The 24,325-nt window shown below is 64.6% G+C and carries 25 protein-coding genes; 13 read left to right on the top strand and 12 right to left on the bottom strand.

Annotated elements, in window-relative coordinates:
* Position 1: 1 nt before the first annotated feature.
* A complete protein-coding gene (locus tag SO156_RS06925) occupies positions 2 to 499 on the bottom strand; it encodes a YaiI/YqxD family protein (protein WP_458143514.1) in 498 nt (165 codons plus the stop codon).
* A gap of 110 nt (positions 500 to 609) precedes the next feature.
* Between SO156_RS06925 and SO156_RS06920 the strand changes: the two genes are divergently transcribed.
* The gene (locus SO156_RS06920; RefSeq protein WP_498534298.1) at positions 610 to 1,410 is read left to right on the top strand and encodes a hypothetical protein; all 801 of its coding nucleotides are present in this window, start codon (positions 610 to 612) and stop codon (positions 1,408 to 1,410) included.
* A gap of 127 nt (positions 1,411 to 1,537) precedes the next feature.
* Here the strand turns inward: SO156_RS06920 and SO156_RS06915 are convergent, their stop codons facing one another.
* Positions 1,538 to 3,907, bottom strand: coding sequence for a xanthine dehydrogenase family protein molybdopterin-binding subunit (locus SO156_RS06915; protein WP_498534297.1), 2,370 nt, complete (start codon positions 3,905 to 3,907; stop codon positions 1,538 to 1,540).
* 214 nt (positions 3,908 to 4,121) lie between these two features.
* Between SO156_RS06915 and SO156_RS06910 the strand changes: the two genes are divergently transcribed.
* The 6 genes from SO156_RS06910 (at position 4,122) to SO156_RS06885 (ending at position 8,776) form a co-directional block, all read left to right on the top strand.
* Positions 4,122 to 5,198: a Ppx/GppA phosphatase family protein gene (locus tag SO156_RS06910; protein ID WP_498534296.1), complete on the top strand. Its 1,077-nt coding sequence runs from the start codon at positions 4,122 to 4,124 to the stop codon at positions 5,196 to 5,198.
* Position 5,199: 1 nt separating this feature from the next.
* Entirely contained in the window at positions 5,200 to 5,880 is a 681-nt protein-coding gene (locus SO156_RS06905; RefSeq protein ID WP_498534295.1) for an RlmE family RNA methyltransferase, read from the top strand.
* A 250-nt stretch (positions 5,881 to 6,130) separates the two neighbouring features.
* Positions 6,131 to 6,595: a YidB family protein gene (locus SO156_RS06900; RefSeq protein ID WP_458143524.1), complete on the top strand. Its 465-nt coding sequence runs from the start codon at positions 6,131 to 6,133 to the stop codon at positions 6,593 to 6,595.
* Positions 6,596 to 6,618: 23 nt separating this feature from the next.
* Positions 6,619 to 6,879, top strand: coding sequence for a GlsB/YeaQ/YmgE family stress response membrane protein (locus tag SO156_RS06895; RefSeq protein ID WP_458143526.1), 261 nt, complete (start codon positions 6,619 to 6,621; stop codon positions 6,877 to 6,879).
* Between the two features lie 11 nt (positions 6,880 to 6,890).
* The gene (locus tag SO156_RS06890; RefSeq protein WP_498534294.1) at positions 6,891 to 7,718 is read left to right on the top strand and encodes a potassium channel family protein; all 828 of its coding nucleotides are present in this window, start codon (positions 6,891 to 6,893) and stop codon (positions 7,716 to 7,718) included.
* Between the two features lie 77 nt (positions 7,719 to 7,795).
* Positions 7,796 to 8,776 (top strand): DUF808 domain-containing protein, encoded by a 981-nt coding sequence (locus tag SO156_RS06885; protein WP_498534293.1) that lies wholly within the window; start codon positions 7,796 to 7,798, stop codon positions 8,774 to 8,776.
* A gap of 351 nt (positions 8,777 to 9,127) precedes the next feature.
* On the opposite strand, the gene SO156_RS06880 is transcribed toward SO156_RS06885, so the two are convergent.
* Entirely contained in the window at positions 9,128 to 10,621 is a 1,494-nt protein-coding gene (locus tag SO156_RS06880; RefSeq protein WP_458143532.1) for an MFS transporter, read from the bottom strand.
* Positions 10,622 to 10,784: 163 nt separating this feature from the next.
* Between SO156_RS06880 and SO156_RS06875 the strand changes: the two genes are divergently transcribed.
* The 4 genes from SO156_RS06875 (at position 10,785) to SO156_RS06860 (ending at position 14,428) form a co-directional block, all read left to right on the top strand.
* Entirely contained in the window at positions 10,785 to 11,033 is a 249-nt protein-coding gene (locus SO156_RS06875; RefSeq protein WP_458143534.1) for a hypothetical protein, read from the top strand.
* A 186-nt stretch (positions 11,034 to 11,219) separates the two neighbouring features.
* Positions 11,220 to 12,713, top strand: coding sequence for an IMP dehydrogenase (gene guaB / locus SO156_RS06870; protein ID WP_458143536.1), 1,494 nt, complete (start codon positions 11,220 to 11,222; stop codon positions 12,711 to 12,713).
* Between the two features lie 252 nt (positions 12,714 to 12,965).
* The gene (curA, locus tag SO156_RS06865) at positions 12,966 to 13,988 is read left to right on the top strand and encodes an NADPH-dependent curcumin/dihydrocurcumin reductase (protein ID WP_458143538.1); all 1,023 of its coding nucleotides are present in this window, start codon (positions 12,966 to 12,968) and stop codon (positions 13,986 to 13,988) included.
* 152 nt (positions 13,989 to 14,140) lie between these two features.
* The gene (locus SO156_RS06860; RefSeq protein WP_458143540.1) at positions 14,141 to 14,428 is read left to right on the top strand and encodes a hypothetical protein; all 288 of its coding nucleotides are present in this window, start codon (positions 14,141 to 14,143) and stop codon (positions 14,426 to 14,428) included.
* Between the two features lie 3 nt (positions 14,429 to 14,431).
* Here the strand turns inward: SO156_RS06860 and SO156_RS06855 are convergent, their stop codons facing one another.
* The 9 genes from SO156_RS06855 to SO156_RS06815 all read right to left on the bottom strand — a co-directional run bounded on the left by SO156_RS06855 (position 14,432) and on the right by SO156_RS06815 (position 22,196).
* Positions 14,432 to 15,496 carry a LacI family DNA-binding transcriptional regulator gene (locus SO156_RS06855; RefSeq protein WP_498534292.1) on the bottom strand — a complete coding sequence of 355 codons (1,065 nt, stop codon included), beginning with the start codon at positions 15,494 to 15,496 and terminating at the stop codon, positions 14,432 to 14,434.
* A gap of 41 nt (positions 15,497 to 15,537) precedes the next feature.
* Positions 15,538 to 16,566, bottom strand: coding sequence for a succinylglutamate desuccinylase/aspartoacylase family protein (locus tag SO156_RS06850; RefSeq protein WP_498534291.1), 1,029 nt, complete (start codon positions 16,564 to 16,566; stop codon positions 15,538 to 15,540).
* A 63-nt stretch (positions 16,567 to 16,629) separates the two neighbouring features.
* Positions 16,630 to 16,974 carry a RidA family protein gene (locus tag SO156_RS06845; RefSeq protein WP_458143546.1) on the bottom strand — a complete coding sequence of 115 codons (345 nt, stop codon included), beginning with the start codon at positions 16,972 to 16,974 and terminating at the stop codon, positions 16,630 to 16,632.
* A 58-nt stretch (positions 16,975 to 17,032) separates the two neighbouring features.
* Positions 17,033 to 17,830: a transporter substrate-binding domain-containing protein gene (locus SO156_RS06840; RefSeq protein WP_498534290.1), complete on the bottom strand. Its 798-nt coding sequence runs from the start codon at positions 17,828 to 17,830 to the stop codon at positions 17,033 to 17,035.
* A gap of 47 nt (positions 17,831 to 17,877) precedes the next feature.
* The gene (locus tag SO156_RS06835; RefSeq protein ID WP_458143550.1) at positions 17,878 to 18,606 is read right to left on the bottom strand and encodes an amino acid ABC transporter ATP-binding protein; all 729 of its coding nucleotides are present in this window, start codon (positions 18,604 to 18,606) and stop codon (positions 17,878 to 17,880) included.
* Positions 18,593 to 19,243 carry an amino acid ABC transporter permease gene (locus SO156_RS06830; protein WP_498534289.1) on the bottom strand — a complete coding sequence of 217 codons (651 nt, stop codon included), beginning with the start codon at positions 19,241 to 19,243 and terminating at the stop codon, positions 18,593 to 18,595. Before SO156_RS06830 ends, SO156_RS06835 begins: the two co-directional genes overlap by 14 nt.
* Positions 19,244 to 19,253: 10 nt before the next feature.
* The gene (locus tag SO156_RS06825; protein ID WP_498534288.1) at positions 19,254 to 19,913 is read right to left on the bottom strand and encodes an amino acid ABC transporter permease; all 660 of its coding nucleotides are present in this window, start codon (positions 19,911 to 19,913) and stop codon (positions 19,254 to 19,256) included.
* Positions 19,914 to 19,920: 7 nt separating this feature from the next.
* Complete coding sequence (locus tag SO156_RS06820) at positions 19,921 to 21,216, bottom strand: alanine racemase (protein WP_498534287.1); 1,296 nt, start codon at positions 21,214 to 21,216, stop codon at positions 19,921 to 19,923.
* Between the two features lie 131 nt (positions 21,217 to 21,347).
* Entirely contained in the window at positions 21,348 to 22,196 is an 849-nt protein-coding gene (locus SO156_RS06815) for a metallophosphoesterase family protein (protein WP_498534286.1), read from the bottom strand.
* 198 nt (positions 22,197 to 22,394) lie between these two features.
* On the opposite strand from SO156_RS06815, the gene SO156_RS06810 reads away from it, so the two are divergent.
* Positions 22,395 to 22,817 (top strand): MAPEG family protein, encoded by a 423-nt coding sequence (locus SO156_RS06810; RefSeq protein WP_498534285.1) that lies wholly within the window; start codon positions 22,395 to 22,397, stop codon positions 22,815 to 22,817.
* 26 nt (positions 22,818 to 22,843) lie between these two features.
* The gene (locus SO156_RS06805; protein WP_498534284.1) at positions 22,844 to 24,145 is read left to right on the top strand and encodes an RsmB/NOP family class I SAM-dependent RNA methyltransferase; all 1,302 of its coding nucleotides are present in this window, start codon (positions 22,844 to 22,846) and stop codon (positions 24,143 to 24,145) included.
* Positions 24,146 to 24,325 lie beyond the last annotated feature (180 nt).

The raw sequence follows: 24,325 nt of genomic DNA, 5'->3' as shown, positions 1-24,325 counted from the left end.
ATCAGCCCTTGACCGTTGCGGCCTGCTCGGCGCGGCGGCGCTGGATGCGGCGGATGGTCTGGTCCAGCGCGGACAGGAAGGCTGAACGATCGCGCGGCGCGAACGATCGCGGGCCGCCGGTGACTTCTCCGGCCGAGCGCAGATCCGTCATCAGGTTGCGCACCGCGAGCGTCATGCCGATGGATTCCTCGGTGAACGGCTTGCCGTTCGGCGCGATGACGTCGGCACCCGTTTTCACGCAGCGGCTCGCGAGCGGGATGTCGGCGGTGATCACGATATCGCCGTCACCGGCCCGCTCTGCGATCCAGTTGTCAGCAGCGTCCATGCCGGCGCCCGCTGCGACACGCTCAATCAGCGGGTCCTGGGGCACACGGATGAAATTGCCCGCGACGACGCTCACGGGCACGCCATGCCTGACAGCGACGCGATAGATCTCGTCCTTGACCGGACAGGCGTCGGCGTCGACATAGATGCGGGGCGTGGCTGGGGGGCTCGTCATCGGCCGCGTGGTACCGCATTCGCCGCCCAAAGGCGAGGGGATTGACCGCTGTTCCTGCGGGCCTACGATCGGCCTCTGAAGCAACAAAAATCAGGGGCAAAGGCGACAGCATGCCGACCCGGCTCGAAACCTACCGTGTTGAGGCCTACAACACCGCCAAACAATCTGAAAACAAGATGCACGACGACTCCGTGGCGCGCCGCTTCGGCTTTTCTGGCGGGCTAGTTCCCGGCGTCGACGTCATGGCCTACATGATGCACGTGCCGGTCGTCCGCTGGGGCCGCGATTTTCTCGCCCGCGGCCTGATCGAGGCGCGATTCGTCAAGCCGGTCTATGACGGCGAGATGGCCGACGTCGACGCGGTCGAGCACAACGGCGTGCTCACGATCGAGGTGTTTTCGCGCGGAGAGCTCTGCGCGACGGGAACGGCGTCGCCGGCCGAGTCTGCGCCAGCGGTCGCCTTGAGCGACTATGTCGAGGTCCCCGCCGTCGCCGAGCGCAAACCTGTCAATTCGGCCACCTTCGAGGTCGGCAAATGGTTCGGCATCACGCCGCGCCGCTGGGCGGGGCAGGCTGCTGCGGAATACCTCACTGAGGTCAGGGAGACCGATCCGATTTTCGCGCGGGAAGGGCTTGGTCATCCAGGCGTGATCCAGCGCGTCATGAACCGCGTGCTGGTCGACAACACCGTTCTGGGACCATGGATCCACGTTGGAAGCCGCATGCAGTTGCTGTCGGCCACGCGCGCCGGCGACGAGATCACCGCGCGCGCAAAAGTTACCGCGAACTACGAGAAGAAGGGCCACCGCTTCGTCGAATTCGACGCGCTCGTCGTCGCCAACGGCAAGACGCCGCTCGCCCACTGCCAGCATGTCGCGATCTACCAGCCGCGCGAGGAGGCGGCGGCGTAACGCGGGAAGGGCACATCGGCACCCATCGTCATGCCCGGGCTTGTCCCGGGCATCCACGTTCTTGGTGCCCTTAGGCGTGGATGGCCGGGTCAAGCCCGGCCATGACGACGGAGAGAAAGCGTAGGCCTTACGCCGCCCCCTTCGCGTCCTGAATCGCCCGCCACACCCGCTCCGGCGTTAGCGGCATGTCGATGTGCTTGATGCCGTAGTCGGACAGCGCGTCGACCACTGCGTTCACCACCGTCGACAGGCTGCCTGCGCAGCCCGCTTCGCCGCAGCCCTTGGTGCCCAGCGGATTGCTCGTCGCCGGCACCGGGTGATCGCCGACGCTCATGAACGGAACGTCTTCCGCGCGCGGCAGCGCGTAGTCCATCAGCGATCCCGTGATCGGCTGACCACTCTCGTCGTAGCGGACATGCTCCATCAGCGCCTGGCCGATGCCCTGGACGACGCCGCCATGGAGCTGGCCCGCGACCAGCATCGGATTGATCACCGTGCCGAAATCGTTCACCGCGCTGTAGCGCACGATCTCCACCACGCCGGTGTCAGGATCGATCTCGACCTCGGCGACGTGGCAGCCGTTCGGGAAGGCTGATGGCACCGGCTCGGTGGTGTGGTCGACGTCGAGCGAGGAGGGCACGCCCTCCGGCACCTTTCCGTCATGCAGGCGCTTGGCCAGGTCCATGATGTTGATGCTGCGGTCGGTGCCGGCGATGGTGAAGCGGCCGTCGGCGAACTCGATGTCGGCCTCGGACGCTTCCATGAAGTGCGCCGCGGCGCGTTTGCCCTTCTCGATGACGAGGCGAGAGCTTTCCACGATCGCCATGCCGCTGGCGGTGATCGAGCGCGAGCCGCCGGTACCGTTGCCGGTGTGGACGATGTCGCTGTCACCCTGCACGAGTTTCACGTTCTCGAAGGGCACGCCAAGCTGCGCGCACAGCACCTGCGTGAACGGCGTCGCGTGGCCCTGGCCGTAGTCGAGCGTGCCGGTGATGAGCTGCACCGTGCCATCGGGATCGAACACGATCTTGCCAAGCTCGACGCCGGGAGGAGCGGTGACCTCGAGATAGGAGCCGATCGCGATGCCGCGCAGCTTGCCGCTCTTCTTGCTCTCCTTCTTGCGCTTGGAGAAGCTCTCGTAGTCCGACAGCTCCAGCGCCTTGTTGAATACGGCCTGGAAGTCGCCGCTGTCGTAGGTCACGCCTGAGGAGGCCGGGAACGGCATCTGGTTCGGCTTGATGAAGTTGCGCTTGCGCAAGGTCAGCCGGCTGATCCCCATCTCGTCGGCGGCGCGGTCGATCAGCCGCTCCATGTAGTAGTTCGCCTCAGGCCGGCCGGCGCCGCGATAGGCCCCCATCAAGGTGGTGTTGGTCAACACCGTCTTGATGTCGACCGCCATCAACGGCGTGCGGTAGACGCTGGAGAAATTCTTTCCGGTGTTGAGCGAGAGCGGGCTCGGCGCGACACCGGTGATGTAGGCGCCGAGATTGCCATAGCCGGAGAGCTTCGCTGCGAGGAAATGCCCCTCGGCATCGAGGGCCAGCTCGGCGTGGATCTTCTGGGCGCGGCCGTGGCTGTCGGAAAGGAAGCTGGTCGAGCGCTCATCGGTCCACTTCACCGGACGGCCCAGCGCCTTCGCCGCAAACAGGATGCACATGTATTCGGGGTAGTTGATGTTCTTCATGCCGAAGGAGCCGCCGACATTGGCGGTGAGGATGCGCACCTTCTCGTTCGGCACCTTCAGGTTCTTGGCGAGATTGGCACGGTTGCCCGAAACGCCCTGCGTCGGCACCTGGATGGTGTAGCGCTCGGTCTTCTTGTCGTAGGAGGCGAGCCCCACGCGCGGCTCCATCGAGACCACGGCGACGCGGGTGTTCTCGATGTCGAGCCTGGTCACGTGCGCGGCGCTGGCGAAGGCCGCCTCGACCTTCTCGGCATCGCCAAAGTGATAGTCGAGTGCGACGTTGCCCGGGATGTGGTCGTAAAGCTGCGGCGCGCCGGCTTGCGCGGCCTCCTCGGGATCGGTGACCGCGGGGAGGGGTTCGATATCGGCCTCTACGGCTTCCGCGGCGTCGCGCGCCTGGGCCAGCGTCTCCGCCACCACGAAGGCGATGGGATCGCCGACGAAGCGGACCTTGTCGGTCGCAAGCGGCTGGCGGTTGGTCTGAAGCAGCGGCGAGCCGTCGCGGTTCTTCAGTGGCAGGCCGCAGGTGAAGGGGCCGTAGCCGGCGGCGTTAAGGTCCGTGCCGGTCCACACGCCCAGCACGCCCGGCATCGCCTTGGCCGCCTCGATGCCGATGCCGCGGATCACGCCATGCGCGTGGGTCGAGCGAACGATCACGGCATAGGTTTGGCTCGGCAGGTTGAAATCGTCGGTATAGCGGCCCATGCCGCGCACCAGCGTATCGTCCTCCTTGCGACGGACCGGCTGTCCGACGCCGTATTTTTGCAGTGCAATAGCGTTTTCGAGCGAGGACGATTTGGTGTGTTCTTGCATGAAAGTGACCTGAAAAGCCGGCATTTGCGCGTTTTTCGCGGGCGGTGGAGGGGCCGGACCCCGTTCAGATAACGCACGGGCCCGTTCACGACAACGCACGAATAGGCATGGTCCCATTGTGAAGGGTTGTTGCGTGAGGCCCAAGCGCTGCTAAAGTTTCCCGCGAAAAAGCAATTCCGGATCGGCCCTGTCGGGCCGTGGAAAGACCGTTTGTATGAATGACCACACGCGGCTCCGCGACGGCCTTGCGCCGCACGGAGAGCTGAGGGCGATGGCCACGGCGGCGCTGGCCGTCCAACCGGCCGTCCCTGCGCAATTGTCGGGAACCGGCGTCTATGCGGCGCTGGACCTCGGCACCAATAACTGCCGATTGCTGATCGCCTGTCCGACCAGCGACGGGTTTCGCGTGGTCGATTCCTTCTCACGCATCATCCGGCTCGGCGAGGGCGTTTCGGCCACCGGCTGCATCAGCGAGGCCGCGATCGAGCGCGCCATCGCGGCGCTCAGCATCTGCCGCGACAAGATCGAGCTGCGCAAAGCGCGGCGGCTGCGGCTGATCGCGACGGAGGCCTGCCGCGCCGCGTCGAACGCGGAGGGCTTTCGCAGCCGCGTAGCGGCCGAGACCGGCATCGAGCTCGAGGTGATCGACCGCGAGACCGAGGCCGCGCTCGCCGTGCTCGGCTGCTCGCCGCTGGTCGACCCCAGGGGGCGCGGTGCGATCCTGTTCGACATCGGCGGCGGCTCGACCGAGCTGGTTCGGATCGAGCGCGACCCGACCGACGAGAATCCGCAGCCGCGCATCAAGGCCTGGATGTCGATTCCGCTGGGCGTCGTCACGCTCGCCGAGCAGTTCGGCGGCCGGGATGTAACGCGCGAGACCTACGCGGCGATGGAAGAGGAGGTCGCCCGGCATGTCGCGCCCTTTGCCGAGGAACATGGTCGCGATCTTGCCGGTATGCACCTGCTCGGCACGTCGGGCACGGTAACGACGCTCGCCGGCATTCACCTCAATCTGGCGCGCTACGACCGCCGCCGCATCGACAGCATCTGGATGGACAATGCCGACATCACGGCAACCATCGAGAAGCTGCTCGGCATGAGCTATGAGGAGCGCGCCAACAACAACTGCATCAGCATCGAGCGCGCCGATCTCGTGCTCGCCGGCTGTGCCATCCTCGATGCCATCCGCCGCGCCTTCCCGTTGCCGCGCCTGCGCGTCGCCGACCGGGGTCTTCGCGAAGGCATGCTGGTCGAGATGATGCGCGAGGATGGCGCGCTCAGGAGCTGGTGAGATGGCCAAGGACACCACCGGCCGCTTGCACGTCCAGGTCAAGACCGGCGGCAAGCGCAAGCTCTCGTCAAAGCTGTGGCTCGAGCGCCAGCTCAACGATCCCTACGTCGCCAAGGCCAAGGCGCAAGGCTATCGCTCGCGCGCCGCGTTCAAGCTGCTCGAGATCGACGACAAGTTCCGCCTACTGAAGCCCGGCATGGCCGTGGTCGATCTCGGCGCAGCACCGGGCGGCTGGAGCCAGATCGCAGCCAAGCGCGTCGGCTCCGTCGATGGCAAGGGTAAGGTCGTGGCGATCGACCTGCTCGAAATGCCGGAGATCCCCGGCGTCGACTTCGCGCAGCTCGACTTCATGGACAACGACGCGCCGGACAAGCTGACGGCGATGCTGGGCGGTGGCGCCGACATCGTGATGTCCGACATGGCCGCCAACACCACCGGACACCGCAAGACCGACCAGCTCCGCATCGTCGGCCTGGTCGAGACCGCAGCCGCCTTCGCGTGTGACGTGCTCAAGCCCGGCGGGACGTTTCTGGCCAAGACGTTCCAGAGCGGCGCCGATGCCGAGCTGCTGGCCCAGCTCAAGCGCGATTTTGCGACGGTGCGGCACGTGAAGCCGGCGGCGAGTAGGCAGGATTCGTCGGAGCGCTATGTGTTGGCGACGGGATTTCGCGGCGCCAACTAGGGCGCGAACCAACCGGCCGGATCTAACGATGTCCGTTGTTCGGGGCAGACGGGAAATTGGCGGAGGGTAACGCGATTGCCCCATTGGCGCGCAGGCCACGACCACAACTCGAAGAACATTGCTTCATTGATTCAGATCAAGAACCGCACCCGTCAAAGGCCCACTACCGTCGACCAGATCGATCCTGCCGAAATTTGAGGTACACCGACCAGATTATCCATGAGCTGAAACGTATCACAAGGAGGGTGAAATGAGCCGTGGCATGCCATCGATGACTGCGCTCCTTGGAATGCTTGCCCTTGCGGGTTACCAGAACCGGGACAAGCTGACGGAAATGTTCAACAACGCGACGGGCGGCTCGTCCAAGACCGGCGGCGGACAGCCGCAGGCACAAGGCGATCTGTCAAATGTCTTCGGCGGTTTGCTGGGCGGTGGAGGCGTCGGAAGCCTTCTTGGTGGTGGTCTTAGCGAGTTGCTCGATCAATTCACGAAAAACGGACAGGGAGAAGCTGCCGATTCATGGGTAGGTCCCGGCCCCAACAAAGAAATAGATCCTCCTCAGCTCAAGCAAGCGATAGGTCAGGACGTTTTGGCGACGCTGGTAAAGCAGACCGGCCTGTCGCAAGAAGAGCTTCTTGCCCGACTTTCGCGGGAACTGCCAACAGCCGTCGATAAGTATACGCCGGACGGTCGTTTGCCTCCTCGGGACTCCTGATCACCGCATAGGGAAACAGCACCATGAGCATCATCTGGACCATCATTGTTGGATTTCTCGCGGGCGTCGTTGCGAAGTTCATTATGCCCGGGAGCAATGAACCGTCAGGGTTCGTTTTGACGACCATTTTGGGCATCGTGGGGTCGATCGTGGCGTCTTACCTCGGACAGGCACTCGGATGGTATAAGGCGGGTGAAGGTGCGGGCTTCATCGGTGCAGTTGTCGGGGCAATCATCCTGTTAGCGATATACGGATTCTTTGCCGGGAAGCGTCGAGTTGCATGATCTGATCGGCGATGGCGCTTCCTCAAACCCCAGACAAGGATGGGTTGCTTGACACTGTCGCCAGCCCATTCGAGTTACTGAAGAGCGGGATTCGGCAACTATATGAGGGCGACTCTTCCGGCGGGGTGCGGTTCAGGTACGCCCTGCTCCTGCTCGATGTCGTCACGGTGTCGTTTATCATTGTGACGTCGTTCCTGCCTCGCAGCAGGGCTATCGAATCGATCGACCTGGTGTTCGGTGTCTTGATTCTTTCTGATTTCTCGGCGCGGTTGATTATCAGCCGGCATCCGCTCCAGGAATTCGTCCGTCTGTCAACATGGACGGATATCGTCGTGATCATTTCCTTTCTTGCGCCGTTTGCGGGAGAAGCTGGCGGTTTCCTGCGGACGCTTCGAACCTTGCGATTGCTTCGCGACGTTCGGATGGTGGCGCGGCTCCGCTCCGACAGTTCCTTCTTTCGGCAAAACGAGGAAGTCGTCTTTGCCGTCGCAAAGCTCGCCGTGTTCATTTTCGTGATGACGGGAGTAGTCTACGAGACCCAGAAATCTCACAACATGCAGATCGCTAATTATGCTGATGCACTCTACTTCACTGTCACGGCGCTGACGACGACCGGCTTTGGTGACATCACCTTGCCAGGAACGATTGGTCGCCTGATAACTGTTGTTATAATGATCTTCGGCGTGACGCTTTTTTTGAATCTTGCCAAAGCATTGTTGGCGCCCGCAAAGGTGCGTTTCCCGTGCCCGGTTTGCGGCCTGCAGCGCCATGATATCGATGCCGTGCATTGCAAGGCCTGCGGCACGGTATTGAATATTCCTGATGAAGGGGCTGACTAGTTGCCACCGACAACACGATCGGCTCACGTGCAGCGCGGGCTTGGGATTGCTGACTGCGAGCCACAGAAGGACTTGCGATGAGCGTCGGGCTGCTAGGGTTGCTCGACGACGTCGCCGCGATCGCGAAGGTGGCAGCTGCGTCTCTAGACGATGTGGCGGCTCAAGCTACCAGAGCGGGTGCCAAAGCGGCCGCTGTCGTGATCGATGATACAGCCGTTACACCGCGATATGTATTCGGATTCTCGGCCGAGCGGGAATTGCCAATCGTAACCAGAATTGCGGCCGGCTCGCTTCGGAACAAGCTTTTCGTCTTGCTTCCAGCGATCATGGCCATCAGCTACTTTCTGCCGGGGATACTGACACCGCTCCTCATGCTGGGCGGGGTCTATCTCTGCTACGAAGGAACCGAAAAGGTCGCGGAAGCCTTCGCGTCTCATGAGACGCACAATTATGAAGCACAGGCGCGCATAGTTGGGATGAACGCGCAAGCACTCGAAGACGAGAAAGTCGCCAGCGCCGTCAAAACCGACTTCATCCTCTCTGCGGAGATCATGGCGATTACGTTGGCGGCTGTTCCCGATGCGAGTTTCTGGATGCAGTCGCTGGTATTGGCGGTCGTCGGAATCGGCATCACCATCGCGGTCTACGGCGTGGTCGCCTTGATCGTGAAGGCCGACGACGTTGGCGTCGCTCTTGCAAAGCACAATGGAAATTCAATTGGCGGTGCGACGAGCCGCGCATTCGGACGCGCGCTCGTTCGCGGTATGCCCGGGTTTCTGGTGTTTCTCGGCGCTGTTGGCACGGCGGCCATGATCTGGGTGGGCGGCAGCATTATTGTCCACGGATTGGAGGCATACGATGTGCACTTCATCGGCCGCACCATCGGATCCGCTGCCGAAGCTGCAGGTGACGCGTTGCCGTCCGTTGCCGTGGTGGCGAAATGGACCGTCGAAACCGTCCTCTCGGGGATCATGGGGTTGTTGGTTGGCAGCATATCGATCCCTGCTATCAGATTTGCCGTCGCGCCTGCGTGGAGGTTTTTGCAACGTACTTGGTAGAAGTTGCCGCTATCACGCCGCAACAAGCGTACATCAGGTGCGTCGGCACCAAGCATCCCGTTTTATGAGCGTACGCGCACGCTAGTTTCGGGCGGGGGCCGATAGACTTTCGCGAATTGCGCCACGATCGCATATTGCTGGTGATTTGCCCGACGCGTCAAGCGATTTCGGAAAACGCGCAATGTGTCATCTCCGCGCTCCCCGCTACTTTGCATGGGGTTGTTTTCCGGCTTTTTGCGAGGGGGCGGCTTGTGGCCCCACAAGCTCCGTCATTGCGAGCGTAGCGAACCAATCCAGAACTTTATCCGAGGCTGGATTGCTTCGCTACGCTCGCAATGACGAGCTGAGGCACTAACCCAGCCGCTGATCCCGCATGTCCTGGGTATCCTCCGTCGCCACCTTGACGGCGGCGCTCGCCGCGCTCTTGGCTGCGCCCTTGCGGCTGGCGATCTCCACCGCCTTGCGGCCTGAGATCTCGTGGCCGGCATCGCGAGGCATCTGCCAGAAGAACCAGGCCGACGCGGCCGAGGTCAGCCCCACCACGATGAAAGCGGGCCCGAACACGGTGGCGTCGATCTCGGCGACGTGGCGCCACCACATCGTCGATTCGACCGAGAAGGCGCCGACCGCGACTCCTGCGGAGACCGCGAGTTGCTGGTTGACGCTGACGAGCGTCGTGGCGCGGCTCATCTGCGGTGCCTCGACTTCCGCATAGGCAACCGTGTTGATCGCGGTGAACTCCAATGAGCGGAAGAAACCGCCGACCACCAGGATGACCATGATGATGAGCAGCGGGGTCGTAACAGTGAACAGAGCACACACGCCGAGGAAGAACGCGCTGATGATCGCGTTCATCGTCATCAGGTTACGAAAGCCGAAGGTGTGGATGAGGCGCGCGGCCAGCGCCTTCATGCCCATCGCGCCAAGCGAGGAGGCGAAGGTCACGAGGCCCGAATGGAACGGCGTCAGCCCGAAGCCAATCTGCATCAGCAGCGGCAGCAGGAATGGCAGTGCGCCGATGCCGAGCCGGAACATGAAGCCGCCGATGACGGCCGCGCGCAGCGTCGCGAGGTTCAGCAGCGAAAAGTCCAGCACCGGCGATCCGGTTTTCCGCGCATGCACGACGTAGAGCGTCATCGAGATCGCGCCGCCCGCGACCAGCGCGAGCACGGTGCTCCAGGGCAGCAGATTGAGGCCGGCGACCGACAGGCCGAAGGCGATGCCGGCAAGCCCGATGCCCGCGAGCATCATGCCCTTGAGATCGAACGGCTCCTGGGCCTCGCTCTTGATGGGATCGATGTAGCGCAGCGCCATGAAGATGCCGAGCAGACCGATCGGCAGGTTGATCAGGAAAATCCAGTGCCACGACGCATAGGTGGTGATGAAACCGCCGAGCGGCGGGCCGACTACGGGACCGATCAGTGCAGGTACGGTGACCCAGGCCATGGCGTTGACGAGCTCGCTCTTGTCGATCGAGCGCAGCAGCACGAGCCGTCCGACCGGCGTCATCATGGCGCCGCCCATGCCCTGAAGGATACGCGCGAACACGAAGTCGGCTACCGAGCCCGACAGCGCGCAGCCGACCGAGCCGACCATGAAGACTCCGACGGCAATCGCAAACACCAGCCGGGCGCCAAATCGGTCGGCAGTCCAGCCGCTCGCGGGGATGAAGACCGCCAGCGAGAGCAAATAGGAGGTGATCGCGAGCTTCAGCGTCAGCGGGCTGGTGCCGATGTCGGCAGCGATCGCGGGCAGGGAGGTCGCGATCACCGTCGAGTCCATGTTTTCCATGAACAGGGCGGTCGCCACGATCAGCGGGATCACGCGTTGCTTGTTGACCGACATCACCGATATTTAATGGAAATCAGAAGGAAGAGGCGAGCAATGCGGCTTAACACCGTCGCGGCCCCGAGACCATTGCGGAACCGCGCATAGCACCTAAATCCTGCGTGACGGTGCGACCCCGACTGTGTGTCCAGGATGGCACCGGGTGCCGGAGATCCCGCGAATGATCTACATCCTTGCCGCGCTTCTGCCGCCGATCGGGCTGCTCCTGAACGGGCAACCATTCTCGGCGATCTTCAACCTCGTCCTGTGCGTGGTTTGCGTGATTTTCGGCCTGATTTTTCACATTTTGCTGCTGGTCCCGTCGGCGCATGCGATCATCGCGGTGCACATGAAGCGGGAGGACCGGCGGCATCGGGAGGTCGTGGACGCGATCCGCCAGCACGGCCCGCCGCCGGGTTATCGGCGCTAAAGAGGCAAAAAAGCCTGTGCATGGCTGGCAATCGGGCCGAATTGCTTTGATTCGTCACCCGGCCGTGCTATCGACCGGCGTCAACCCCACCGATGGGCTCCGATTCGACGGTGCTGCCGCAAGGTACGCCGAGGGCGGCGCTCATCCATAAGCATTTGCGGCACGGCCGCAGGAAGGAGTTGGCAGATGGCCACGGTGCAACTTCAAGGCATCCGCGAAGCCTTTACGTTCGACGACGTGCTGTTGAAGCCGGGCCTCTCGGACGTGCTTCCATCCGAGGTCGACATCCGCTCCCGCGTCACCCGCGCCATTCCGCTCAACATCCCGATCATGGCTTCCGCCATGGATACGGTCACCGAGGCCCGCATGGCGATCGCCATGGCGCAGGCCGGCGGCCTCGGCGTCATCCACCGCAATTTCGATCCCGAAGGGCAGGCCGCCCAGGTGCGGCAGGTCAAGCGATACGAGTCGGGCATGGTGGTGAACCCGCTCACCATCAGCCCCGATGCCACGCTGGACGACGCGCTCAAGCTGATGAGCGATCACGGCATCTCCGGCATTCCCGTCGTCACCGGCGCGGGCAAGACCACGCCGGGCAAGCTGGTCGGCATCCTCACCAATCGTGACGTGCGTTTTGCGACCGATCGCCGGCAAAAAGTCTCCGAGCTGATGACGCACGAAAATCTCGTCACTGTGCGCGAGAATGTCAGCCAGGACGAAGCGAGGCGGATGCTGCACAAGCATCGCATCGAAAAGCTGCTCGTCGTCGACGACCAGTATCGCTGCGTTGGCCTGATCACCGTGAAGGACATGGAGAAGGCGGTCGCCCATCCGCTCGCCTGCAAGGACGCGCAGGGCCGCCTGCGGGTCGCCGCCGCCACCACCGTCGGCGATACCGGCTTCGAGCGTACCGAGCGGCTGATCGACGCCGGCGTCGATCTCGTCGTCGTCGACACCGCGCACGGCCATTCCCGTCACGTGCTCCACGCCGTCAACCGCATCAAGCGCCTGTCCAACTCGGTTCAGGTCGTCGCCGGTAACGTTGCGACCGAAGACGGTGCGCAGGCGCTGATCGATGCGGGCGCGGACTGCATCAAGGTCGGCATCGGCCCGGGCTCGATCTGCACCACGCGGATCGTCGCCGGCGTCGGCGTGCCGCAGCTCACCGCGATCATGGATGTGGTGGAAGCGGCGAAGAAGGCGGACATTCCCGTGATCGCCGACGGTGGCATCAAGTTCTCCGGCGACCTCGCCAAGGCGTTGGCGGCCGGTGCCGACATTGCCATGGTCGGCTCGCTGCTTGCCGGCACTGATGAAACGCCAGGCGAAGTCTTCCTGTGGCAGGGCCGCTCCTACAAGGCCTATCGTGGCATGGGCTCGGTTGGCGCGATGGCGCGCGGTTCGGCCGACCGCTACTTCCAGCAGGACATCAAGGACACGCTCAAACTCGTGCCTGAAGGCATCGAGGGCCAGGTGCCGTACAAGGGTCCGGTCGGCAACGTCATGCATCAGCTCGCCGGCGGCCTACGTGCCGCGATGGGTTATGTCGGCGCGCGCGACATCAACGAGCTGCATGCCAAGGCGCGTTTCGTCCGCATCACCGGCGCGGGCCTGCGCGAAAGCCACGTCCACGACGTGACCATCACGCGCGAAGCCCCGAACTATCCGGGCGGGGGCTAGCTCGCTCTCGTGCCCCGGACAAAGCGCAGCGTCTCTTCGACGATGCGTTGCAGAGCCGGGGCCCATCTTTCCGCTTGGTCGCTCGTGGCCATCTGGGTCCCGGCTCTGCGCAGCAGCGCAAGAGCGCTGCAGCGCGTCCGGGACACGAGAGAAGCGAAGGGGCAGCGCAACCGTGCTCTACTCCTTTTGTGTTGACGTGCCTCGCTTGCTCCGCTTCCGTTCGCGTCGAAAGACAATCAGGAGGAAGCCATCATGTCCCAAGGCAAACGCATCGTTCTCGCCGCGCGTCCCGTTGGCGAGCCCAAGCCGTCCGATTTCCGCATCGAGGAATTCGCAGTCCCAACGCCAGGCGCGGGCGAGGTGCTGTTGCGGACGATCTGGCTGTCGCTCGATCCCTATATGCGCGGGCGCATGAGCGAAGGCCCGTCCTATGCCGCGCCGGTGCCGATCGGCGGCGTGATGGAGGGCGAGACGGTCAGCGAGGTCATGGCCTCCAACAATGCCGATTTTTCCAAGGGCGACATCGTGCGCACGCGCGCGGGCTGGCTCACGCATGCGGTCTCGAACGGCAAGGGACTGATCAAGGTCGATCCGAAGCTGGCGCCGATCTCGACCTCGATCGGCGTGCTCGGCATGCCCGGCATGACGGCCTACACAGGCTTGCTTGATATCGGCAAGCCGCAAGCCGGCGAGACCGTCGTCGTGGCCGGTGCCTCGGGCGCGGTGGGTTCGGCCGTCGGCCAGATCGCGAAGATCAAGGGTGCGCGAGCGGTCGGCATCGCAGGCGGCAAGGACAAGTGCGATTACGTGGTCAAAGAGCTCGGCTTCGATGCCTGCATCGATCACCGCGATCCCGATCTCGCAGCCAAGCTGAAGGACGCCTGCCCGAAGGGGATCGACGTCTATTTCGAGAATGTCGGCGGCGCGGTGTTCGAGGCGGTCTTCCCGCAACTCAATGCCTTCGCGCGCGTGCCGGTCTGCGGCCTGATCGCGCATTACAACGACACCGAGGCCAAGCCGCCGAAATGGGCAGGCAGCATGATGCGTGCGATCCTGACCAAGCGGCTGACCTTCCGCGGCTTCATCGTCAGTGACTTCGCCGCTCGCCACGGCGACTTCCTGCGCGACATGTCCGCTTGGGTGCGCGAGGGCAAGGTCAAGTACAAGGAGTTCGTCACGGAGGGCTTGGACAGCGCGCCCGGCGCTTTCATGGGCCTCCTGAAGGGCGCCAATTTCGGCAAGCAACTCGTCCGGGTCGGGCCGGACAACGCCTGATGCGCCAATTGCCGGCCCCTTCGGGGGTCGGCAATGGTTAATAAAGAGTCGCCGATCGGCAACACCGGCCCGTAAAAGCCGAGGGTATGACCCTCCGTTCATTGACGGGCCGGGGAAGGCATTGAATCATCGCGCATATTTCAGGTGTGATGATGTTAGAGATTGGTATTTTCAGCGTAATTCTGCTGGCCGCCGGCTATTGGGCGACCATGTTCATCATGGGCCGTCACGACGACGTGCTGCACGGCAAGTTCGTTCACAGCGACGATGAGCCCGAAAGCACGGCAGCCGCAGCGCCGGCTTCGTCGCCATTTCCAGCCCGGCCGGTCTTCCCCAAGCGCCCCGCACCGCGGGTGGCCGCGAGCGCAAAGCCCGTGAACAGCGACGCCCTGCAATCGCTCCTGGCCGCGATCCAGCAGGATCTGAGGGACGTCGCGTAAGCGTTAGACGCTGCCGCGTTCGACCAAGGACAGCTCGACCGCGCGTCGCGGCTCGGCGCTCGGCGCGCCGGACAGGCGGGCCAGCAAGAGCTCGCCTGCGATGCGGCCGATCGCGGCGGCATCGAAGGTGATGGTGGTGAGGCCAGGCGTGATCTGGTTCGCCACGTCGTTGTCGCCGAAGCCGAGCACAGCGAGATCGCGGGGCACCGTCAGGCCGCGCGATCGCGCCTCGATCAGCGCACCGGTCGCCAGCAGATCGTTGGCACAAAACACGGCGTCAACGCTCACGCTGCTGTCGAGCAGGGTGGTGAAGGCAGCGCGGCCATCGACCAGGCCCGTGATCTCACCGAGGCTGATCTCCTGGACGATTTCGAGGCCCAGCCTCGCTGCCGCCGCGCGAAACCCGTCGCGGCGGAGCGCACCGCGGCCGCCGCTGCGTCCGATGAAGGCGACGCGGCGATGACCGGCGTCCGCCAGTCGCCGTGCCGCCATAGCGCCGGCATCGGTGTTGGAGAGGCCAACCAGCATGTCGATGGGATCGCGCGGAAACGCCCAGGTCTCGAGCACGGGGATGCCGAGCTCGGCGAGCGCCGCGCGGTTCTCCTGAAGCTCGATCACGCCGGTGAACATCACCGCCGCGGGACGGATGCCGCGCAGCGACTGGATCATCGCGACCTCCTTGGCATAGGAGTAGGAGGTCTGGCCGACAAGCACCTCAAAACCCTCCGGCTCCAGCGTGCCCGCGAAGCTGCGCACGGCGAGCCCGAACTGCTGGCTCAGGATGTTGGAGACGAAGGCGACCACCACGTTCGACCGGCCCGAGCGCAGCGCGCGGGCATGCGGGTTCGACGCATATCCGGTCGCCTCGATCACCTCGAGAATGCGCTCGCGCGTCTCGCGATTGACCTTCTCGGGATGACGCAGCACCCGCGATACCGTGATCGGCGCGACACCTGCGCGCTCCGCCACCTCCTCGATGCGCGGCGGCCGTCCACCCGCAGCGCCGCGGCCGGGCGGCGCCGGAATGCGCAGTACGTCATCGTAGGTCGCCGTTGCCGGAGCGGTCATCGAATCCCTAGGGTGGTTGAAGCAAGTGTCGTCGCCAAAGCTCAGCGCGCCAGCACCTCCTCGCGTGTGAGGGCGCGGCCGACCTGGACCAGGCAATCACCGCTCTGGCTGTCGGTGTGCAGGCGCTGCGAGATCACGATGCCGTCGGCGGGGAAGCGCAACACCTCTTCGGGCACTTCAGGGCGCTCGAAATCATGATACCAGCCGGCGATGTCGCCGGCCTTGACGAGTGCGCCGACCGAAACGGCCGGCTCGAACCAGCCGCGCCGGGTCGCGAACACCGCTTGCGCGTGGCTTTGCAGGGCCAGCAATTCGGTATCGCGCTCGACCGGCGCGTGAGGTCCGAGCACCGGTGCCTGCACGATGCCGAGCGCGAGCAGCAGCCGATCGACGGCGCGCGCGGTGAACGCCATGGTCTGCGGTGTGACGGTGCCGCCGCCGCCGAACTCACCTGACAGCCCGATGGCGCCGGCGCGCGCCGCCGCCGCCATCGAGGTCGGCGCGGCGGCGCCATTTTCGGCGACGAAGGCAAAGGGCATCCCTAACCCTTCCATCAGGCGAAGCGCGTGGCCGAACATTTCGGGTGGTCCCTGGCGCTCGATCAGCGCGCAGGGCACATGCGCCATGGAGGTGCCGCCGGAATGGATGTCGAAGACGACGTCGTGGCGCGGAAACAGCTCGTGCTCGAGGAAGTGGGCCAGGCGAAAGGTTGGCGTGCCGCCGGCATCGCCCGGAAAGGCGCGGTTGAGATTGCCCTCGTCGAGCGGCGAGCGCCGGCGCGCCGCCATCACGGCGGGCAGGTTGGCGAAGGGCAGAATTGTGATCTCACCCTTGATGGCGGCACGATCGAGCCGGCGATAGAGCCGCGTCAGCGTGATCTCGCCTTCATATTCGTCGCCATGATTACCGGCCATCAAAAGTAGCTTTGGGCCGGCGCCGTTCCTGATCCGGAAGATCGGGATCTTGAGCTGGAAGTAGGGGGAGCGATCGATCGAGAAGGGAATGCCGAGATGGCCGGACCATTTCTGGTCCTTCTCGAAATCGATCTCGTGAAAAAGTCCGGTATGCATGGATGGCCTCAGGGCCGTGCCGTCGCCGACGCCGGCCGAAGGTTGGAAGAAAGAGCGGTGCCTCTAGAGCAAGGCGACCGCGGTCATCTCGACGCGCAGGTCGGGATCGGCGAGGCGGGCTTCGACGCAGGCGCGCGCCGGCGGGTTGGCCGGATCGATCCAGGCGTCGTAGACCGAGTTCATGGTGTCGAAATCAATGATGTGTGGCAGGAAGACGTTGACCGCCACGAGCTTGGAGCGGTCGGAGCCGGCTTCCTTCAACAGCGCGTCGATCTTGGCGAGCACCTGCTGGGTCTGCGACACGATGCCTGCCTTGCGGTCATCGGCGACCTGGCCGGCGATGTGCACCAGGCCGCCGGCAGCGACGGCCTGGCTCATGCGCGAGCCGACGACGTAACGTTTGATCATCTGAAAATTCTCCTCGTGAAGATGTGCTCCCGCGCACGGCGCGGGAGCTTTGTCTGAATTACAGGGTCGGGAGCGTCTGCTCTTCCTTGAACCATTTGAGCTGCAGCGCGCCGAGCTTGCCGTTGAGCTTGTTGGTGAAGATGTCGGTGTTGATCCAGTTGAGCAGGTTCTGCTCGCCCTGGCGCACGCCGACATGGGCCGGCGACTGCCGGATCAGGAATTTCAGCTCGACCTCCTTGGTCGGGTTCTGCTCCTGCACCTTGATCGCGATCGCGCTGTTCTCGGCAAAGGTATCGGCTTGTCCGGCGAGGAAGGCGGCGATGGCAGCCGGCGTGTCCTCGAAACGGACCAGCTTCACCTTCGGCGCGTTGTCGGTGAGCCAGACGTCGAGCGTCGTGCCCTTGGCGACCGCAACGGTGCGCCCCTCCAGATTGTCCGGCTTCTTGCTTGTTGCCGCCGGAATGGACTTGGCGCCGTAGACACCGAGATTCACCACCGCATAGGGCTGCGAGAACATCACCTGCTGCGCGCGTTCCGGCGTGGCGCCGAGACCGGCGATGAGGAGATCGATCTTGTCGGACAAGAGGCTCGGGATGCGCGCCGCGCCCGTCACCGGGACGAGCTCGAGCTTCACGCCCATGTCGGCAGCGATCAGCTTGGCGAGGTCGGCATCAAGCCCCGCGATCTCGCCCTTGTCGTCCTTGAAACCCCAGGGCGCGGCGTCGGTGAGGATGCCGACGCGGAGCTTGCCCGCGCCGAGCACGTCCTGAAGCTTGTCGGCCTTGGCGAGGCTTGTTGCGGCAAGGACGGCAAGCGCCGCTGCTGCGATCGTGAAGAGGGACTTCCGCTTTCTCATGACTCTCTCCTGGTGGCGGCACGATGGCCGGATTGGTGGGACGACGCTCATTTCGCCGATGCGATGAAGCTTGCGAGCTCTGACGTCTCGGGGTTTGCGAACAGCTTTGCCGGCGGGCCCTGTTCCCAGACGCGACCCTGATGCATGAAGACGATGCGGTCGGCGACGTTGCGGGCAAACCCCATCTCGTGGGTGACGAGGATCATCGTCATGCCCTGCTTGGCCATCGCCTCCATCACCTTCAGCACCTCGCCGACGAGCTCGGGATCGAGCGCCGAGGTGACCTCGTCGAACAGCATGAGGTGCGGGGCCATGGCGAGGCAGCGGGCGATCGCGACGCGCTGCTGCTGGCCGCCGGAGAGCTGCTCCGGCCAGGCATCGATCTTGTCGGCAAGACCGACCCGGGTGAGCACGTCAAGGGCCAACGCGCGGGCCTTCGATTTGTCGATGCGGCCGGTCAGGAGTGGTGCGAGCGTGATGTTGCGCTCGACCTTCAGATGCGGAAACAGGTTGAAGGCCTGGAACACGATGCCGACGTGCTGGCGGAATTTCTTGAGGTCGGGCATCCCGGCGTGGACCTTTTGCCCTTCGACGCGAATTTCGCCGGCATCGACGCTCTCCAGCGCATTGATGCAGCGGAGCAGCGTCGACTTGCCGGAGCCGGAGCGGCCGATGATCGTGACGATCTCGCCTTCCTCGACCTCGAGCGACACGCCCCTGAGCACGTCGACCCGACCGAACTTCTTGTGCACGTCGCGGATTTCAACGAGAGCCATCGAGGCGGGCCTCCAGGGAGCGTGACCAGAGCGTGAGGGGCAGGCAGAGCGCGAAATAGATCGCGGCGACGAGCGCGTAGGTGAGGAGCGGCTGGAACGTCGCCGCGCTCACCACTTGCCCGGCGCGGGCGAGCTCGACGAAGCCGAGGATCGAGGCGAGCGAGGTGCCCTTGATGAGCTGCACCAGGAAGCCGACGGTCGGCGGCAGCGACAGCCGCAGCGCCTGCGGCGCGATGATGTGGCGGAATTGCTGCCAGAACGACAGTCCCAAGCACGCGCCTGCTTCCCATTGCGCCTGCTTCACGGCCTCGAGCCCACCGCGCCAGATCTCGCCGAGGAACGCGGCCGTGTAGAGCGTATAGGCGACGGTGACCGCAACGAGTGCGGGCACCTGGATGCCAAGGAACACCGGCATGCCGAAATAAAAGAAGAACAGCAGGCCGAGCAGCGGCACGCTCTGGATCACCTGGATGGTCGCGGCCATCGTCCAGCGCAGGCCGGCAAAGCGGCTGATGCGGCCCATGGCAAGCCCGAGCGCCAGCGGCGCGCCGAAGGCGAGCGCGAGCACGACGAGCACGACGGTCCAGCGCAGCGCTGCAACGAGTGAGATGAGATCGATGAGGGAGAAGGATCGCATCGCTTTTCCCTCAGCGCCGCCGTGGCCAGCGGAAGGCGGCCGCGCCAACAAGCGCGAACAGTGCCTTGAACGACATCGCCATCGCGAAATAGACGATGCAGATCACCGCATAGACCTCGAAGCTGCGATAGGTGCGGCTCTCGATGAAGCCTGCGACGTGAAACAGCTCATCGGCAGCGACCTGCGAGGCGAGGGAGGTTCCGAGCAGCAGCAGCACGAACTGGCTGGTGATGGCCGGATACGCATTGCGCAGCGCCGGCGGCAGCACGATGTGGCGAAACACCTGCCAGCCGGACAGGCCGAGGCAGTGGCCGGCCTCGACCTGGCTCTTCGGAATGGAATCGAGGCCTGCACGGATGATCTCGACCGAATAGGCGCCGAAATAGAGCGACAGGGCCACCGACGCGGCCTCGAACGCCGGCAGCTTCAGGCCGAAGGTCGGTAGCACGAAGAAGACGATGAAGACCTGGATCAGCGAGGGCGTGTTCCGGAACAGCTCGATGTAACCGCGCACCAGCCAGCGCAGCGATTTCACGCGGCCCTTCAGTGCGACGGCGCCGGCAACGCCGATCAACAGCCCGAACAGCGCCGATATCACGGTCAGTTCGAGCGTGACGATCGCCCCGTCGATCAACTGGTTCTGATAGCGCCAAAGCGGAAGGAAGTTCATGTGCCGCTCAGCCGAACTGCGTGGTGAGCGCACGCGTGACGGTGCCGCCTGCATCGAGGCCATAGATCACGCGCCAGCGGTCGAGACAGGTGCAGGGATGCGAGATGCCGAGGGCGAGGATGTCGCCAACGGCGAGCGGGTTGTCTTCAGCGAGGGCGACGAAGGCGTGCTGGTCGTTGAGCCGGGTGACGGAGAGCCCCTCAGCAAGGCTTCGCTGCTCCACGCCATCGCGGTAGACGCGGAGCGCGACCGGAAGGCCCTGATCGAAGGAGGTATCGCGCATCCCGAAGCCGCAGATCGCGAGCCCGGCCTCGGGACGCGACAGCACCTCGGCCCAGAGTGTGAGGGCAGGGCGAAAGCTTTCTGCTGCGAAGCGGCGCACGCCGTCGATGACGAGGCCACCGCGCCGGTCTACTTCTGCGAAGGCGCGCGCATAGATGCCGTGATCTCCGAAGAACAGCGCACCGGAGCGCAGGACGATGCTGGCGTTGCCGTCGCGCTGCGCGACCGGTACGAGCGCTGCTGCGACGACATCGAAATAAGCAGAGCCGCCGGCGCTGAGGATCAGCGACCGCGACGGAGCGGCGTTCCGTACCAGCGCAAAGGCTTCGATCGTGCGTGCCATCAGCCTCGCGATGGCTTGCGCGGTTTCCTCGGTGTCCGGCGTGGCGACTGCGCCTTCGTAGGTGGCAACGCCGCCGAGCGAGAGGCGCTTCGCAGCGAGCACCGCCGCGATCACAGCCTCGACCGCTGCCTGGTCGCGCGCGCCGGCGCGGCCCGCGCCGAGCTCGACCAGCACGGATATGTCGCTGCGGCCCGACAGATGCGCGGCTTCGGCTAGCGAAGCGACCGCAGCGGGCGAGTCCGCGAAGGCATGAAACTCAACGTCTGGATAAGCGCTCAGCAGCGCGCCGAGCCGCCGCCCGGCGGCAAGGCCGCCGATCTCGTTTGCGAGCAGCAGGCGCCGTTCGCCATGGGCGAGCAGCACGGCGGCCTGCTGGATGTTGGCGACCGTCGTGCCCCAGGCACCGGCATCGCGCAGCGAGCGGGCAAGCTCCGGCGACATCGGCGTCTTGGCGTGCGGGGCAACGGCAACGCCGGCGCCACTGCACCAGCGCAGGAAGAGGTCGCGGTTGGTGGCAAAGGCCGCATCATCCAGGGTGAGGGCGGGGAGTGCGAGGTCGCCGCGGGAGGGCCGCCAGCCCTGGCTTCCGATCTCCTCGGTGGCGAGGCCGTCGACCAGGGGGATGCCCCTCGTGGTCGCAGAAAGGCGCTGGGCGCCCCACCGGGAAAACGATTGCATTGTCACTCCGTCTCGCGGCGCTCAATCGCCGGTGACGACGATATGACGGAAATGACAACGTTGTCATTAGGAGTTTTCGATCGTCGCGTCACGAACGTGAGGCATTGCGGTATCAAAGTAGGGAAAGGCGCCTAAGGATGAGGCTGGCCCATCTGCGCCAGCAATTCCTCGATGTCGACATCGACCTGCCCGGCGGCCCTGACGTGCCGGACCTCAAAGCTGTCGGGCTGGAAGCGGTATTCGACGAGACCGGTCTCCTTGGTCCCGATCCGCACCTGACGCGTATCGCTGGAGATGACGAAGCCGGCAGAGGGCGCCCAGACATGCCTTGTGTGGCCATAGGTGAAGTCGCGCCGCTGATGGACGTGGCCGCTCGCAACGAGGCGGAGGTCAGCGCGCGCCATCATTTCGATCAGGCGCTGCCGCGCCGGTTGGGGCACGTAGCGGATCGCGGTATCGACGGTCTCAGGATCGTCGGGTCTGTTCAGGAACAGCGGCTTGTGCACGAACAGCGCGATCGGCTTGCCGTTTGCGCGCGACAATTGCGAGGCGAGCCAGTCGAACTGCTCGGGCTCGAACCCAAGTCCCGAATTCATCACGAGCGAGTTGAGGCCGATAAAACACCAGCCTGCCGCCTCGAACTGCCAATGGTCGTGGCCGAAGACGGCGCGGAATTGCCGGCGGTGCGCTTCGTCTACCGGAGGCGCGGGTGCGGGCCCGACCGCGGTCGGGTTGTCGCCGATGTCGTGATTGCCCGGCAGATAGCGGCACGCCACGGGCAGGGCGTCGTGCAGGGTCTTTGCGAACTCCATGTCGTCGCGGCTGGTCGGTCCGTCGAAGGAGACGTCGCCGGTGTTGATGACGAGATCAGGCCGCGCGGCGTCGATGTGCTCGGCGACGCGATGGAAGTTCGCGATGAGGCCCGGGAAGCGGCGGCCGAGATGCGTGTCTGAGATCTGCGTCAGGCGGAATTCGGACATGGCGCCATTCTAGCTTCGACAGACGTCGGAACCATGACGGTCACATTCGCGGGTCGCGCAGGAGGAAAAGGCCAAAATCGCTTCAACTACCGATAGTTGGGCGCAGATGCGGGAACGGCGGTTCAAGTCGTTGATTGTCAGGGCCAGCGGTGGCGGCTAATGACGGTCTCGCCCACCGCATCAAGCGGAAGGATTCCGATGTCCGTACAAATGGTTTTGCTGCCGGTCTTCGCTCAGGTCGCGCTGACTTTCGCGCTCCTGATCTGGATGGCGCTGGCGCGGCGCGAGACACTGGTCTCCGGGGAGACCAAGATCCGCGACATCGCGCTCGGCGAGCCGAACTGGCCGAAGCGCGCCACGCAGATCGCCAATTGCTTTGCCAACCAGTTCGAACTGCCGGTGCTGTTCTACGTGCTGATCGCGCTGGCGCTGCCGCTGCGCCATGCCGATCTGTTCATCGTGCTGATGTCCTGGGTGTTCGTGGTGGTGCGGTTCGCCCATGCCGGCGTCTTCGTCAACTCGAACGATCTCGGCCGGCGCTCGACCGTCTGGCTCGCCGGCATGCTTGTGCTGCTCGCGATGTGGATCTACTTCGCGCTGAAGATTCTGTTGCTGATCTGATTTCAGATCTGATTTGAAAGATTCAAATGACCCCTGCTGCCCGGCTGTCCGCGGCCATCGAACTGATCGACACCATCGAGAAAGACCGCGTGCCCGCGGCGAAGGCGCTGAAGGAGTGGGGCACCGCGCATCGCTTCGCCGGCTCCGGCGACCGCGCGGCGATCGCCGGCCTCGTCTGGGACGTGCTGCGCCGCTACGCCTCCAGCGCGTATCTCATGGATTCCGACACCTCGCGCGCCCGCGTGATCGGCATGCTGCGCCTGGAGCGCGACATGGACACGCCGACCATGGCCGCGATGTTCGACGGCAACCGCTATGCGCCGGAGCCGTTGAGCGACGCCGAGCAGGCTGCGCTGGCATCGCGTTCCCTCGAGGACGCACCGGCTGCGGTTGCCGGCGACTATCCCGACTGGCTCGATCCGTACCTTGCCAAAGTCTTTGGTGAGGATCGGGCAGCGGAAGCGACTGCGATGGCAAGCCGCGCGCCGCTGGATCTGCGCGTCAACACGCTGAAAGGCAGTCGTGACAAGGTTCTCGGCCGATTATTTCATCTGAAGGCGCAGCCGACGCCGTGGTCGCCGAACGGGCTGCGCATCGAGCTTGGCGCCGACGCGCGCAATCCCGGCATCCAGTCGGAAGAGGATTTCATCAAGGGCGCCATTGAAGTGCAGGATGAAGGCTCGCAGCTTGCGGCCATGTTCACGGCCGCAAAGCCCGGCGAGCAGGTGATCGATCTGTGCGCCGGCGCCGGCGGCAAGACGCTGGCGCTGGCGGCCCTCATGCAGGGCAAGGGTCGCCTGATCGCGACCGACCGCGACAAGCGCCAGCTCGCCCCGATCCATGAGCGGCTGTCGCGCGCAGGCGTCCACAACGCGGAGATCCGCACGCCCAAGGGCGAGGCAGATCCGCTCGCCGACATCCGCAGCACCGCGGACCTCGTCGTGATCGACGCCCCCTGTACGGGAACCGGGACCTGGCGCCGCAACCCCGACGCCAAATGGCGCATGCGCCCGGGCGCCCTGGAGATCCGGCTGAGGGACCAGGCCGAGGTACTCGCGCGCGCCGTGCCGCTGGTGAAGCCGGGCGGCCGCATCGCCTACATCACCTGTTCGGTGCTGGCGGAGGAGAACGGTGAGCAGGTGAGGGCGTTCGTGGCGCGACATCCGGAATTCTCGGTCGTGCCGAGTGAGCAGACCGCGAGCGTGCTCTGGGACAAGGCGGAGGACTTTGCGCGGGCCGCGCTCAGGACGTCCGAGGGCTGGTTGTTGACGCCCAGGCGTACGGGCACGGACGGGTTCTTCGTTTCGGTGCTGAAGAAGGCTGCGTAACCACACTGCCGAAGGGCGAATCGCGAGCCGCATTTTCGACTGTCATCGCCCGACTTGATCGGGCGATCAGAGACAGCGACGGATACGGACAAGCCGCGGCGTACTGGATTCCCCGCTTGCCGCCTACGCTGAAGCTTCGGCGAGCCAAGATCTCACGCCCCGGCGAAGCCTTGGCGTAGC

The organism is Bradyrhizobium sp. UFLA05-125 (assembly GCF_059803515.1).
Note: the sequence above shows the minus strand (reverse complement) of the source record. Positions and strands in the feature narration are given on the sequence as shown.

Coding starts and splice junctions, on each gene's coding strand:
- guaB (WP_458143536.1), top strand. CDS start 11,220: ATGGCCACGGTGCAACTTCAAGGCATCCGCGAAGCCTTTACGTTCGAC.
- SO156_RS06830 (WP_498534289.1), bottom strand. CDS start 19,243: ATGCGATCCTTCTCCCTCATCGATCTCATCTCACTCGTTGCAGCGCTG.
- SO156_RS06840 (WP_498534290.1), bottom strand. CDS start 17,830: ATGAGAAAGCGGAAGTCCCTCTTCACGATCGCAGCAGCGGCGCTTGCC.
- SO156_RS06835 (WP_458143550.1), bottom strand. CDS start 18,606: ATGGCTCTCGTTGAAATCCGCGACGTGCACAAGAAGTTCGGTCGGGTC.
- SO156_RS06810 (WP_498534285.1), top strand. CDS start 22,395: ATGTCCGTACAAATGGTTTTGCTGCCGGTCTTCGCTCAGGTCGCGCTG.
- SO156_RS06805 (WP_498534284.1), top strand. CDS start 22,844: ATGACCCCTGCTGCCCGGCTGTCCGCGGCCATCGAACTGATCGACACC.
- SO156_RS06850 (WP_498534291.1), bottom strand. CDS start 16,566: ATGCATACCGGACTTTTTCACGAGATCGATTTCGAGAAGGACCAGAAA.
- SO156_RS06815 (WP_498534286.1), bottom strand. CDS start 22,196: ATGTCCGAATTCCGCCTGACGCAGATCTCAGACACGCATCTCGGCCGC.
- SO156_RS06855 (WP_498534292.1), bottom strand. CDS start 15,496: ATGACCGCTCCGGCAACGGCGACCTACGATGACGTACTGCGCATTCCG.
- SO156_RS06860 (WP_458143540.1), top strand. CDS start 14,141: ATGTTAGAGATTGGTATTTTCAGCGTAATTCTGCTGGCCGCCGGCTAT.
- SO156_RS06925 (WP_458143514.1), bottom strand. CDS start 499: ATGACGAGCCCCCCAGCCACGCCCCGCATCTATGTCGACGCCGACGCC.
- SO156_RS06885 (WP_498534293.1), top strand. CDS start 7,796: ATGAGCGTCGGGCTGCTAGGGTTGCTCGACGACGTCGCCGCGATCGCG.
- SO156_RS06825 (WP_498534288.1), bottom strand. CDS start 19,913: ATGAACTTCCTTCCGCTTTGGCGCTATCAGAACCAGTTGATCGACGGG.
- curA (WP_458143538.1), top strand. CDS start 12,966: ATGTCCCAAGGCAAACGCATCGTTCTCGCCGCGCGTCCCGTTGGCGAG.
- SO156_RS06875 (WP_458143534.1), top strand. CDS start 10,785: ATGATCTACATCCTTGCCGCGCTTCTGCCGCCGATCGGGCTGCTCCTG.
- SO156_RS06895 (WP_458143526.1), top strand. CDS start 6,619: ATGAGCATCATCTGGACCATCATTGTTGGATTTCTCGCGGGCGTCGTT.
- SO156_RS06915 (WP_498534297.1), bottom strand. CDS start 3,907: ATGCAAGAACACACCAAATCGTCCTCGCTCGAAAACGCTATTGCACTG.
- SO156_RS06890 (WP_498534294.1), top strand. CDS start 6,891: ATGGCGCTTCCTCAAACCCCAGACAAGGATGGGTTGCTTGACACTGTC.
- SO156_RS06900 (WP_458143524.1), top strand. CDS start 6,131: ATGAGCCGTGGCATGCCATCGATGACTGCGCTCCTTGGAATGCTTGCC.
- SO156_RS06905 (WP_498534295.1), top strand. CDS start 5,200: ATGGCCAAGGACACCACCGGCCGCTTGCACGTCCAGGTCAAGACCGGC.
- SO156_RS06920 (WP_498534298.1), top strand. CDS start 610: ATGCCGACCCGGCTCGAAACCTACCGTGTTGAGGCCTACAACACCGCC.
- SO156_RS06845 (WP_458143546.1), bottom strand. CDS start 16,974: ATGATCAAACGTTACGTCGTCGGCTCGCGCATGAGCCAGGCCGTCGCT.
- SO156_RS06910 (WP_498534296.1), top strand. CDS start 4,122: ATGAATGACCACACGCGGCTCCGCGACGGCCTTGCGCCGCACGGAGAG.
- SO156_RS06820 (WP_498534287.1), bottom strand. CDS start 21,216: ATGCAATCGTTTTCCCGGTGGGGCGCCCAGCGCCTTTCTGCGACCACG.
- SO156_RS06880 (WP_458143532.1), bottom strand. CDS start 10,621: ATGTCGGTCAACAAGCAACGCGTGATCCCGCTGATCGTGGCGACCGCC.